This window comes from Clostridium sp. BL-8, assembly GCF_002006495.1.
GTDB lineage: Bacteria > Bacillota > Clostridia > Clostridiales > Clostridiaceae > Clostridium.
Window position 1 is genome coordinate 14,212 of sequence record NZ_LZZL01000054.1, and the last position, 11,612, is coordinate 25,823.

Here is an 11,612-nt window from a genome sequence, read left to right on the forward strand (position 1 = left end):
TTGTTTTTTAGATGCTTGATTGTACAAAGGAGTGAAATTAATATGGAAAATTACAATTCTTTTATTGTGGGAGATGCAAATAAGTGCGTGGGGTGTAAGGCTTGTGAAATAGCTTGCTTTAAGGCTCATAATGAAGCAGTCACTGTTGGAAATATACAAACACCAATAATTTCTAGAATACATGTTATTAAAGAGAAGAGCTTTACAGTTCCAGTTCAATGTAGACATTGTGAAAATGCACCTTGCGCAAAGGTCTGTCCTATAAATGCAATTAAAAATGAAGATAATGCAATAATAATTGATGAAGAAATTTGTATAGGTTGTAAAGCATGCGCAGTAGCTTGCCCGTTTGGCGCTATTGAAATGGGAACTAAATATAAAGCTGGAAGACCAGTTATGCAAAATGCGCAGAAGGAATTATTTGAAGAAGCACTAGAAGAAAAAGAAACAAAGGTTGCATATAAATGTGATTTATGCAAAGAACAAGGTGAACCAGCTTGTGTAAAAGCATGTCCTAAAGATGCTCTTAAATTATTCGATGTCGTAGAAGAAAAAAGAATAAGAAACATAAGAGCAGTAAGTAACTTAAACTTATAAGAGAGAGGAATTTAATTTATGGATATTGGTTTAGTTAATATTGATAAAGAGTTATGTACTGGGTGCCAGCAATGTGTTGAAGTATGCCCTGTAAATGCAATACAAGGTAAAGCAGGACAACCCCAAGAGATTGATTATGATGTTTGTGTTTCATGTGGACAATGCATACAGGTATGTAATTCTTATGCATTTGAAAATAGAGAAAACAGTCATGCAATAGAAGAGAAAAGAAGAGATAGAGGTTTACTTGAAAGTGTAAAGGAGCCAGTGTTTGCAGCCTTTAATAAAGGAAATGCAACTAAGGTGAAAGAGGCTCTACATAATGAAGAATTATTTACTATAGTTCAATGTGCACCAGCTATAAGGGTTTCTTTAGGCGAAGAATTCGGACTTAAAGCTGGCAGTTTAACAGCTGGTAAAATGGCAGCAGCATTACGAAGATTAGGTTTTAATAGGGTTTATGATACTAACTTTGGTGCGGATTTAACAATAATGGAAGAAGGCAGTGAGCTTATAAAAAGGGTAACAAAAGGTGGGAAATTGCCGATGTTTACTTCTTGTTGTCCTGCTTGGGTGAAATTTATGGAGCAAAGCTATCCAGAGCTTTTAAATCATCTTTCAAGCTGTAAATCCCCACAACAAATGGCTGGAACAATTTTTAAAACTTATGGTGCTAAAATAGACAAGATTGATGCTAAGAAAATATATAATGTAGCTATAATGCCATGTACTTGCAAGCAATTTGAATGTGATAGGGAAGAAATGCAAGATAGTGGTTTTAAGGATGTAGATATAGTTATTACTACAAGGGAATTTGCTCAGCTTATAAGAGATAAGGGCATAGATTTTAAAAACTTAAAGGATGAAGAGTTCGATTTACCACTTGGAAGTTACACTGGAGCTGGTAATATTTTTGGAGTAACTGGTGGTGTAATGGAAGCAGCACTTAGAAGCGGATATGAGATGATTACAAAGAAATCTATTCCTAATTTAGAACTTAATTTTGTACGTGGCAGTGAAGGCATTAGAGTTGCAGAAGTGAAATTGCCAAAGATAACATTAAAGGTTGCAGTAGTTTCAGGTTTGAAAAATGTAGTCCAAATACTTGAAGATATAAAAGAAGGAAAGTGTGAGTTTGACTTCATTGAAGTTATGACTTGCCCAGAAGGTTGTGTAAGTGGTGGTGGACAACCTAAGTTTATCTTAGATGTAGATAGAAGAAATGCCTTGGTAAGTAGAAAAAAAGGTATCTATAAACATGATTCTGAACTTGAAATAAGAAAATCTCATGAAAATCCTTTTATAAAAAAATTATATGAAGAGTTTTTAATAGAACCTCTTGGTGAAAAATCTCATCATCTACTACATACAAAGTTTGTTTCAAGAAAGAAGGAGGAAATATAAATGAATAATTTTGTTATAGCAAATCCAAAAAGGTGTATAGGATGTAGAACTTGTGAAGCTGCATGTGTTGTTGCACATTCTGAAGAAAACATACTTGTACAAAGTAAGGATAAGGTTAATTTTAATCCTCGTTTAAAAGTTATTAAAACTGCAGATGTAAGTGCTCCAATTCAATGTAGACATTGTGAAAATGCTCCGTGTGCTAATGCATGTCCAAATGGTTCGATTATAAATAAAGACGGAGTAGTGTTAATAAATAAAGATACTTGCATAGGCTGCAAATCTTGCGCAATAGTTTGTCCTTTTGGCGCCATTGATATAATAGTTGAACATAAAGATGGAGAGAAAGTTATTCAAAAGGGATTAATGTGTGATAAAGACGGAAAGCTAGAACATAAAGAAAGATTAGTTGCAAACAAATGTGATTTATGTATAGGCAGAGAAAATGGTCCTGCTTGCGTAGAGGTATGTCCTACAGAAGCATTAAGATTGGTTGAATCTAAAATTATAGATAAAGACATTTTGGAAAAGAGAAAAAATGCTGCAGCTAATTTAGTAAATATAGTATAAGTGTATGAATGTGGAAGTTTTTAAAACGGCAGTAATACTTGCAGGTGGAAAAAGTTCAAGAATGGGTTTTGATAAGCAGTTTTTAAGAATTAATGAAGTGAGAGTTATGGAAAAGTTAATTCGTGAACTAAGTAAAGAATTTGAAGATATAATTATTGTCACAAATAAGCCCGAAGAGTATAAAAAAGTTGGAGTTAGAATAATCAGCGATGAGATAAAAGAATTTGGACCATTATCAGGAATTCATGTGGGCATTAAACAAAGTAAGAGCAGATATGTATATTTTATAGCTTGTGATATGCCTAATGTAAACTTAGATTACATCCGTTATATGAAGAAAGTGCTTACTAATATTAAAGCAAATGCTTGTATTGCTAAAAGAGAGGGCAAGCTTGAACCGTTTAATGCTTTTTATTCTGTAGATATATTGCCAGAAGTTGAAGAACTTATAACACTTAATAGAAGATCTATAGCGGGATTAATTGATATTATAGAGCCTATTTTTATTGAAGAAAGTGTTTTGAAAAAATATGATTATTCTTTTGACATGTTTATAAATCTTAATTCAAAAGAAGATTTAGAAATTTATAATAAGAAGAATAAGCAGGAGGAAAATTATGTTTGATTCGTATGGCAGAAAAATAAATTACTTGAGAATATCAGTTACAGATTTGTGTAATTTAAGATGCAAATATTGCATGCCTGAAAAAGGAATAGATAAAATGTTGCATAAAGAGATTCTAACTTTAGAAGAAATAGAAGCCATTACTCAAAGTTTTGTTGAATTAGGTGTAGATAAGGTTAGGATAACTGGAGGAGAGCCCTTAATAAGAAAAAATATTTTAAAGTTAATTAATGGTATAGGTAAAATAGGCGGAGTTAGGGATTTAGCTATGACTACCAATGGAATTCTATTAAAGGATTATGCGAAAGATTTAAAAAACGCAGGTCTTAATAGACTTAATATAAGCTTAGATACTTTAAATGAAGAAAAATATTCACAGATAACTAAGGTAGGGAAGATCAAAGATGTACTTCAAGGTATTGAAGCAGCTAAAAAGAGTGGACTTACTCCAATTAAATTAAATGTAGTTTTAATAAAGGACTTTAATGAAAATGAAATAGAAGACTTTATAAATTTAACAAAATATGAGGATATAGAAATAAGATTTATAGAACTTATGCCAATAGGTACCTTAAAGCATTGGTCTTCTAATAAATATATTTCTAATGATACAGTTTTAGAAAAGATGTCAGAATTAATAGAAATAGAATCAGCAGATATTTCTTCTCCAGCAAGATATTATAAACTTCCAAATTCAAAGGGAAAAGTCGGGCTTATTAATCCTATATCATGTAAGTTTTGCGGAAATTGCAACAGAATAAGATTAACGGCAGATGGAAAACTAAAGTCATGCTTACACTCAAACTCTGAAGTGGATTTAAAGAAATTGCTTAGAGAGGGTAAAGATATTAAGACAGTAATTACGGATACTATTAAAAGCAAACCAAAAGAACATGAATTGGAGAACGGAAATTATATTAATAGAGAAATGACAGCAATTGGAGGTTGATTTTATGGAATTTACTCATTTTAATGAAAAAGGAAGAGCTCATATGGTAAATGTGAGTGAAAAGGATGAGACAAAGAGGGTTGCTATTGCAAGAGGATCAATTAAAATGAAAAAGGAAACTGTGGATTTGATAAAAGATGGCCTTATTAAAAAAGGTGATGTTTTATCAGTTGCTCAAATTGGTGGAATAATGGGCGTAAAAAAGACCTCGGATTTAATTCCTATGTGCCATAATATTTTTATAACAGGATCTGATATAAATTTTAATATAGGAGAAGAAGAAATAGAAATTGAAGCAACAGTTTCAACGGTTGGTAAAACAGGTGTTGAAATGGAAGCATTAACGGCTGTAACAACTGCAGCTCTTACTATATATGATATGTGCAAGGCTGTTGATAAGGATATGGTAATAGAAAATGTTAGATTAATAAAGAAAACAGGCGGAAAAAGTGGAGAATACATAAGGGAGATTTAGATAAAATTATGGCTAAAGTATTATCAATAAATATTAGTGAAAAAAAGGGTGTTATAAAAACACCTATAAAGGAAGGGATTTTTATAGAAGAGCATGGCTTAAAAGATGATGCCCATGCTGGAAAATGGCATAGGCAGGTAAGTTTGCTAGCTCAAGAAAGCATAGATAAAATGATTAAAATGGGAGTAGATGGCTTAGAAGCTGGAAAATTTGCAGAAAATATAACAACTGAAGGTATTATTCTTTATGAATTACCTGTTGGGACAAGATTAAAAATAGGAGAAACAATTCAAGAAGTGACACAGATAGGAAAAGAATGCCATAAAGGCTGCGCTATAAAAAATCAAGTTGGCACGTGTATTATGCCAACAGAAGGAATCTTCACAAGAATAATAAAAGGCGGAGTTATTAGAGAAGGAGATTCTATAGAAATTATTTAGTTTTATGGTGGATTTTAAAGTTAGCACTTTACATCCACTATAAAACCCATGAAAATGATATGATTCCTTCATGCCAAAAGGGAGCAGGTCATTTTCTTTAAAAATTTTCTTTTAAAAAATATACTGCCTGTACTTCATTTGTATTTGAGTCATAAATTACAGATATGAATGCAGCATCTTTATATTTAAAATGCATATCTCCATTTTTATCACTAATAGGCTCTCCGAGCACCATTTTGAATTTATCAATGCTATCACCAATCTTTGCACCATTAAAATCAATGTCTGTTCTTTGAGTAAATATCTGACTTACTGTTGTATTTTCAGTATAATTAAACCAAACTCTTATACCTGCTTTTTCAAATTCCAATCCACCTTCATCTACAGGATTTGGATTCTCATTCATGGTAGTTAAAAGTTTTTCTTTACTTAAACCTAATAGATTTATATACTGAACAAAGCTGTTCGCATGATTATTCTGCTTTGCTTCATTTAAATTCTCACTTTTTTCTGTGCCAGATATTTTTGTAGTGTCTTGTTCTGATTCATTTACTATATTGCTCGAAGTAAGCTGCTTTTCAATAGCTTCTTTATTTTTACTGCTAGAAATAGTTAAACTTAAGCATCCTCCTAATAAAATAATTAAAGATATAACTGCAACACAAGTCCATTTAATAGAGGCTTTTTTAAATAAGGTTATCATAATTATTCTCCTTTTGTTGTATTTACTTGCAAAACCAATGGTTCCAGGAATCCAATGCTCTTTTGAAATAACCTCCATTATCTTTATAATAGTATGTCCATATTTCTTGTTTTCTTCTAAGTTCAATGCAGTTAACACAGTTGCATCACAAGAAATTTCACAATCCTGTTTCATTTTATAAATTGAGCACCATATTATGGGGTTAAACCAATAAATCGCTTGTATCATTATGCAAACAACATTTACTAGCAAATCCCTTCTTTTTATATGAGATAACTCATGCATAAAAACAAATTTAAGTTCTTCTTCTGACAACCTATCTACAAGTTCTGAAGAAATCAATATTTTGGGATGTATTATTCCAGATAACATAGGTGATTTAAGAGATTTATAATAAATAATTGGCACTTTCGAATTAATTTTAAGCCTAGATTTACATTGTTCTAAAAGTATAATAATATCATTCCTATCGCACTTTGAATAATTCTTAAGTTTAGTCCAAAGTAGTATATTAATAACAAGAATATATATTAAAATCACACATGCACCTATTAACCACACAAAAACCAAGGTTTCAAAATTAAATCCTAAAGACGTTAAGTTAGTATTACTATACTGTAGTTTAAAACCAGCATTATTATTAATGCTATTAATATTTGATATTTGAGAATTTGATGAATTTTGTTTAGCTACATCTAATATATTATTCTGGTGAGAGGGAGGGATAAGATTAAGAATGCTTAGAGGACTTCCAATATTTAATGGAATTAAAAGTCTAAGTAAAAGTAAAAACCATATATAATAATGAAATTTTGCACTAAGCTTTTGTCCTAGAATACTTTTTATTAGCAATATCCCTATAGCTAATATGCTCCCCATTATAGATATTAATACGATGTTTTCAAATAGTTTTAATGTATTAATATATCTTCACCTGCCTTTCTTTTTAACTTTTTTCATCTAATATCTTTTTTAATTCTTCTATCTCTTTTTTAGAAATTTTATCATCGTTTATAAAGTTCACAACCATATTATAAAAAGATCCTTCATATATTTTTTTAACAAAGGATACTGTTTCTTCCTTTACGCACTCTTCCTTTGCTACTAATGGATAAAACTTATGCTGACCGCAACTTTTATCAACTCCAAGAGCTTCCTTTTTAACTAATCTGCTAATGAGTGAATGAATAGTTTTAGGACTCCAATCAGTTTCAGTACTTAAAGTTTCAATTATATTCGTTGTAGTTAATGGAGATTGATCCCAAAGTACCCTCATTATAATCCATTCAGCATCTGATATTTTGCAATTATTTTCCTTCAAATCTAACATTCCTTCCTACAAGTGTAATCTGTATTTTAAGACTACACTTGTAGGAAATAGCTGTCAAGTATTTTTAATAAAATTAATAGAATTATTTTTGCTTATTATAATAAAGTTATCTAATTTTGTTATAAAATGATTAAAAAACTACTTAATTGTTAGTTTTTCTGCTAAAATACTTTTATGGTATATGTACTTAATTACGTATGATTAGAATCGTAGGGGGAATTATTTTGAATTTGTTTAAAAATTTAAAAATATCTAAAAAATTAATACCAGCTTTTATTATTATAGCTTTGCTAATAGTATTGGTTGGTGCCATTGGAATAAGAAATATGCAGATTCTGAAGAACAATTCTCAGGATATGTACAATCAGAATCTCTTATCCATTCAGAAAATTAATAAAGTTAAGCAAGATACTCTAGAAATAAGATATGATTTATTGAAAATTTCAAATCAAGGAAATAAGGAAAATCAAAATCCTGGATTAGAAAAAGAAATTCAAGACTATGCTGCAGATACAGACACAATACTTAATGATTATGAAAAAAATTTGTTGACTGAAGATCAAAAATCTACTTTTAACGACATAAAAAGCAATTTAAATGATTTTAGAGCTGTCTATAGTGATGTTATAAGGTTAGCAGATGCGCAGGACTTCGAAAAATCTAAAACTAGATTTACTGAAATAGCTACATCCAGAGCTAATTTATTTAAGGGCTTAGATACTTTAATTCAAGCAAATGATGATAAAGCAGCTAATTCATATAAGCAGGATGCCAATACATATACTTCGTCTTTATATATAATAATATCTGTTATAGTTTTAGGATTAGTACTAGCTATAGCACTTGGAACATTTATCTCAATTGTTATAGCTAGAAATTTAAATAAGGTTCTAAATTTTGCTGAAGCCATTGGAGATGGAGATTTAACTCAAGAAATAGAATTAGACAGCCAAGATGAAATCGGAAGACTTTCTAAGGCTCTAAATAAGGCTGCTGAAAATATAAAAGAGCTTATATCACAAATATTTAACAGTGTAGAAAAGATAAATTCAGCTAGTGGAAATTTGTCAGCTACTACTGAAGAAATATCATCAATGATGCAATCTTCTAGTGAAGCTACGGAGACAATTGCTAAAGGAGCTCAAGACTTAAGTGCTACTACACAAGAAGTTCAAGCCTCGATGGATGAAATAGCAATGAATACAAGTAACTTAGAGCACAAGGCTGAAGAATCTAAAATATCTGGTAATGATATAAATAAAAGAGCTATTGAAATAAAAGAAAAGGCTACAGAGAACATAAAACAAAATGGTAAAATTTATGAAGAAAAAAGACTTAATATTATAAAAGCTATTGAAGCTGGCAAGGTTGTTGAAGAAGTTAAACTAATGGCTGAATCTATTGGCAGTATATCTGAACAAACAAATCTTCTAGCATTAAATGCTGCAATAGAAGCTGCAAGAGCTGGAGAGCAAGGAAAAGGCTTTGCTGTAGTTGCAGAAGAAGTTAGACAATTAGCTGAACAATCTTCTGAAGCTGTAACCCAAATTCAAAATATGGTTACTCAAGTAAGAACCGCTTTTGATGAATTATCTTCTAGTGGACAAGACATATTAGATTATATGGTAAATAACGTGAAGCCAAGTTATACTTTGTTATTAGATACTGGTATACAATATGAGAAAGATGCAAAATTTGTAAGCGATATGGCTATTGATATATTTGATACTGCTAAACAAATGAATGAGACAGTAATGCAGGTGAATAAGGCTTTTGAAGGTGTTTCAGCTACAGCTGCAGATTCAGCCGCTAGTTCAGAAGAAGTATTAGCTAGTATTAGTGAAATTACAAAAGCAGTAACTGAAGTTACTAGCTCTACCCAAAGTCAAGCTGAGTTAGCTCAAAACTTGGATGAATTGGTACAAAAATTTAAAATATAAATTATTGAAAGTAAATAATTTATTAGATAAGATAAGTTCATTTATTAGTGGATTTTAAAGGCTATACTTCGAATCTACAATAGGACCCACAAAAATCTAAAATTTAGATTTTTGTGGGTTATTTTAGTTTGTGATCATCTAAAGAAAATCTTGTGTTAGATGAATTCAATCAAATATTTATTTTTAACTAGTATAAAAAATGGATTCTAATGGATTAAAAAAAGAACAAGTTAACTTATTTAAAAGGGAGACTTGCTTTGTTTACAGTTTGGCAATATGTTTATTATAATATTATAAATGATGATTAAATTAAGGTGGCATAACTATGGATAGAACTATACTTATTATTGAGGATGAAGAGGACATAAGAGATATAATAATGCATTACATAAAAAAAGAAGGCTTTAATGTGAAGGAAGCTGAAAATGGTATTGATGGAATAAATATATTATCAAGTGAAAAAATAGACTTGATAATTTTGGATTTAATGCTCCCTGATATGAATGGGTATGATGTTTGTAGAAAAGTATCTAAGGAATATAATATACCAATCATTATGCTTACAGCTAGAAATGATGTTGTTGATAAAATATTAGGTCTCGAGTTAGGGGCTGATGATTATATAACCAAGCCTTTTGACATAAGAGAAGTAATGGCAAGAGTAAAAGCATGTTTAAGAAGAATGGATAGCCTCATAGAAACAAATAATGCAAATATAATCAAAATTTCTGAAGATATAGAAATAAATGAAGATAGTAGGGAAGTTTTTAAAGGAGGGCATATTATTAAATTAAAGCCTAAAGAATATGATCTCCTTTTAACCTTTGCTAAAAATAGAAATATAGTAATGTCTAGAGAAAAACTATTGGAAAAAATTTGGGGTTATGATTTTGAAGGGGATAGTAGAACTGTTGATGTTCATGTTCAAAGACTTAGAAAAAAGTTGGAAAGTGAAAGTAGTGAATCCATTATTGAAACAATTTTTGGCGTTGGATATAAAATGGTTCAATCTATGAAAGGATAAAAAAATGAGGTTTTCAATTAGATATAAATTTGCAATAGGACTTCTTGTTATCTTTTGTTTTGCTTTTAACTTTATGACTTTTTTTATAAGCAATATAGTGATGAAAAATAATCAAAATATTATAAAAGGTGAACTTTTAAGCTCTCAGAGGGATTTAAATATATATTGCAAGCAGTTTCTTGCGATAAATAATATAAAACCAAATGAGGATGATTTCAATATGCATGTAAATTTCATAGGAACAGCCATATCATTAAAGGTTAATAATAGAATTGTATTATATAGAAATGATGGCACGCTGCTTTTGGATACAGATTATGGAAAAGGAGATATTTATTCAGATATTGGTGACAGTATAGATGATGGCTTAGAGGATTTAAAGTCAGCCATAAAAGGAAAATCAGCATATAAAATTCTGAAAATAGATAAAACTTATAAAGTTATTTTTTCAGAACCGTTGTTTACGGAGGGAAATACATTAGGAATTTTGAGATATGAAAAAGATTATACAGAATTATTTGAAGCTGGTAATGATTTGATATTCAAAATAAAAATATTTATGTTTTCTACATTTTTAATATTATTCATATTTTCATTTCTTCTTTCTACAAAAATAATTATTCCAATTATAAAACTAAACAGAAGTACAAAAGAGATTAGCGATGGTAACTTTGAGGCCAATGTATTCATAGGTTCTAATGATGAAATTGGTGAGCTTGGAGAAAGCTTTAATATAATGAAAGATAAAATAAAGGAGCAAATAGAAACAATAAAAAAGGACAGGGATGAGTTAATTAAAATTGAAGGACACAGGAAAGTGTTTTTTGATAATGTAACACATGAAATGAAAACCCCATTAACCATAATTGATGGATATGCTCAGATAATTTTAGATGAGGGCAGCTCTGATGAGAAACTTATAAAAAAGGCAGCTTCTAAAATAAAAAAAGAATCAAATAAACTGCATCAAATGATTGCAGATATTTTAAATATGTCTAAATTAGAGTCAAAAAGAGAGAGGAGAGTTAAAGAAAAACTCGATATGTCCCTTGTTATAAAAAATATATGCGAGGATATGGGTGTTAAGGCTAAAAAATATGAGATTACAATAGAAAAAACTCTAGAGGAAGAAGTATATATTTTAGCAGAGAGGCAGGACGTATGGAGAATGCTTATAAACATAATAGATAATTCTATAAAGTATGGGAATGTAAAATCTATTGTAAGAATAAATATGTTCGTAGAGGATGGATACTGCAATATTATTGTAGCGGATGAAGGAAAAGGCATAAGCGAAGAGGCAATAGAAAAAATATTTGAACCTTTTTACAGAGAAGATAAAGATTCATTAAACATGATACAAGGAAATGGACTTGGATTATCTATAGTTAAAGCAATAGTAGATAAGTATAAAGGTTTAATAAATATTGAAAGTAAAGACAATAATGGAACGACAGTTTATATAAAACTTCCTATGTATTTACAAGTTGGCAATAAGTTGATTAAATGTTAGCAATATTTTAGATTTATTATTTCATTATAAGTTAGCTGTATT

12 protein-coding genes are annotated in these 11,612 nt (G+C 30.0%); 10 read left to right on the forward strand and 2 right to left on the reverse strand.

What is annotated here, in order from left to right:
• The first annotated feature begins 42 nt into the window (after window positions 1-42).
• Genes CLOBL_RS17565 through CLOBL_RS17595 form a run of 7 tightly spaced genes read left to right on the forward strand, consistent with a single transcriptional unit; the run spans window position 43 to window position 5,060 of the window.
• Window positions 43-597, forward strand: coding sequence for a 4Fe-4S dicluster domain-containing protein (locus tag CLOBL_RS17565; RefSeq protein WP_077860226.1), 555 nt, complete (start codon window positions 43-45; stop codon window positions 595-597).
• An 18-nt stretch (window positions 598-615) separates the two neighbouring features.
• On the forward strand, window positions 616-2,001 hold the full coding sequence (locus CLOBL_RS17570) for a [FeFe] hydrogenase, group A (RefSeq protein WP_077860227.1): 1,386 nt from the start codon (window positions 616-618) through the stop codon (window positions 1,999-2,001).
• The gene (locus CLOBL_RS17575; RefSeq protein ID WP_077860228.1) at window positions 2,002-2,571 is read left to right on the forward strand and encodes a 4Fe-4S dicluster domain-containing protein; all 570 of its coding nucleotides are present in this window, start codon (window positions 2,002-2,004) and stop codon (window positions 2,569-2,571) included.
• A gap of 4 nt (window positions 2,572-2,575) precedes the next feature.
• A complete protein-coding gene (locus tag CLOBL_RS17580; RefSeq protein ID WP_077860229.1) occupies window positions 2,576-3,196 on the forward strand; it encodes a molybdenum cofactor guanylyltransferase in 621 nt (206 codons plus the stop codon).
• A complete protein-coding gene (gene moaA / locus CLOBL_RS17585) occupies window positions 3,189-4,145 on the forward strand; it encodes a GTP 3',8-cyclase MoaA (RefSeq protein ID WP_077860230.1) in 957 nt (318 codons plus the stop codon). Before CLOBL_RS17580 ends, moaA begins: the two co-directional genes overlap by 8 nt.
• 4 nt (window positions 4,146-4,149) lie before the next feature.
• Window positions 4,150-4,620 (forward strand): cyclic pyranopterin monophosphate synthase MoaC, encoded by a 471-nt coding sequence (moaC, locus tag CLOBL_RS17590; protein WP_017212001.1) that lies wholly within the window; start codon window positions 4,150-4,152, stop codon window positions 4,618-4,620.
• 8 nt (window positions 4,621-4,628) lie between these two features.
• Window positions 4,629-5,060, forward strand: a complete 432-nt coding sequence (locus tag CLOBL_RS17595) for an MOSC domain-containing protein (protein WP_077860231.1) — start codon at window positions 4,629-4,631, stop codon at window positions 5,058-5,060.
• A gap of 97 nt (window positions 5,061-5,157) precedes the next feature.
• Here CLOBL_RS17595 and CLOBL_RS17600 read toward each other — a convergent pair whose 3' ends face one another.
• Window positions 5,158-6,687: a M56 family metallopeptidase gene (locus CLOBL_RS17600; RefSeq protein WP_347472876.1), complete on the reverse strand. Its 1,530-nt coding sequence runs from the start codon at window positions 6,685-6,687 to the stop codon at window positions 5,158-5,160.
• Between the two features lie 22 nt (window positions 6,688-6,709).
• The gene (locus CLOBL_RS17605; RefSeq protein WP_077860233.1) at window positions 6,710-7,093 is read right to left on the reverse strand and encodes a BlaI/MecI/CopY family transcriptional regulator; all 384 of its coding nucleotides are present in this window, start codon (window positions 7,091-7,093) and stop codon (window positions 6,710-6,712) included.
• Between the two features lie 224 nt (window positions 7,094-7,317).
• Between CLOBL_RS17605 and CLOBL_RS17610 the strand changes: the two genes are divergently transcribed.
• From CLOBL_RS17610 to CLOBL_RS17620, 3 genes are all read left to right on the forward strand, one after another.
• Window positions 7,318-9,033 carry a methyl-accepting chemotaxis protein gene (locus CLOBL_RS17610; protein WP_077860234.1) on the forward strand — a complete coding sequence of 572 codons (1,716 nt, stop codon included), beginning with the start codon at window positions 7,318-7,320 and terminating at the stop codon, window positions 9,031-9,033.
• Window positions 9,034-9,358: 325 nt separating this feature from the next.
• A complete protein-coding gene (locus CLOBL_RS17615) occupies window positions 9,359-10,057 on the forward strand; it encodes a response regulator transcription factor (protein ID WP_077860235.1) in 699 nt (232 codons plus the stop codon).
• A 4-nt stretch (window positions 10,058-10,061) separates the two neighbouring features.
• On the forward strand, window positions 10,062-11,570 hold the full coding sequence (locus tag CLOBL_RS17620) for a HAMP domain-containing sensor histidine kinase (RefSeq protein WP_077860236.1): 1,509 nt from the start codon (window positions 10,062-10,064) through the stop codon (window positions 11,568-11,570).
• Window positions 11,571-11,612 lie beyond the last annotated feature (42 nt).

Coding starts and splice junctions, on each gene's coding strand:
- CLOBL_RS17595 (WP_077860231.1), top strand. CDS start 4,629: ATGGCTAAAGTATTATCAATAAATATTAGTGAAAAAAAGGGTGTTATA.
- moaC (WP_017212001.1), top strand. CDS start 4,150: ATGGAATTTACTCATTTTAATGAAAAAGGAAGAGCTCATATGGTAAAT.
- CLOBL_RS17615 (WP_077860235.1), top strand. CDS start 9,359: ATGGATAGAACTATACTTATTATTGAGGATGAAGAGGACATAAGAGAT.
- CLOBL_RS17620 (WP_077860236.1), top strand. CDS start 10,062: ATGAGGTTTTCAATTAGATATAAATTTGCAATAGGACTTCTTGTTATC.
- CLOBL_RS17565 (WP_077860226.1), top strand. CDS start 43: ATGGAAAATTACAATTCTTTTATTGTGGGAGATGCAAATAAGTGCGTG.
- CLOBL_RS17605 (WP_077860233.1), bottom strand. CDS start 7,093: ATGTTAGATTTGAAGGAAAATAATTGCAAAATATCAGATGCTGAATGG.
- CLOBL_RS17575 (WP_077860228.1), top strand. CDS start 2,002: ATGAATAATTTTGTTATAGCAAATCCAAAAAGGTGTATAGGATGTAGA.
- CLOBL_RS17570 (WP_077860227.1), top strand. CDS start 616: ATGGATATTGGTTTAGTTAATATTGATAAAGAGTTATGTACTGGGTGC.
- moaA (WP_077860230.1), top strand. CDS start 3,189: ATGTTTGATTCGTATGGCAGAAAAATAAATTACTTGAGAATATCAGTT.
- CLOBL_RS17580 (WP_077860229.1), top strand. CDS start 2,576: ATGAATGTGGAAGTTTTTAAAACGGCAGTAATACTTGCAGGTGGAAAA.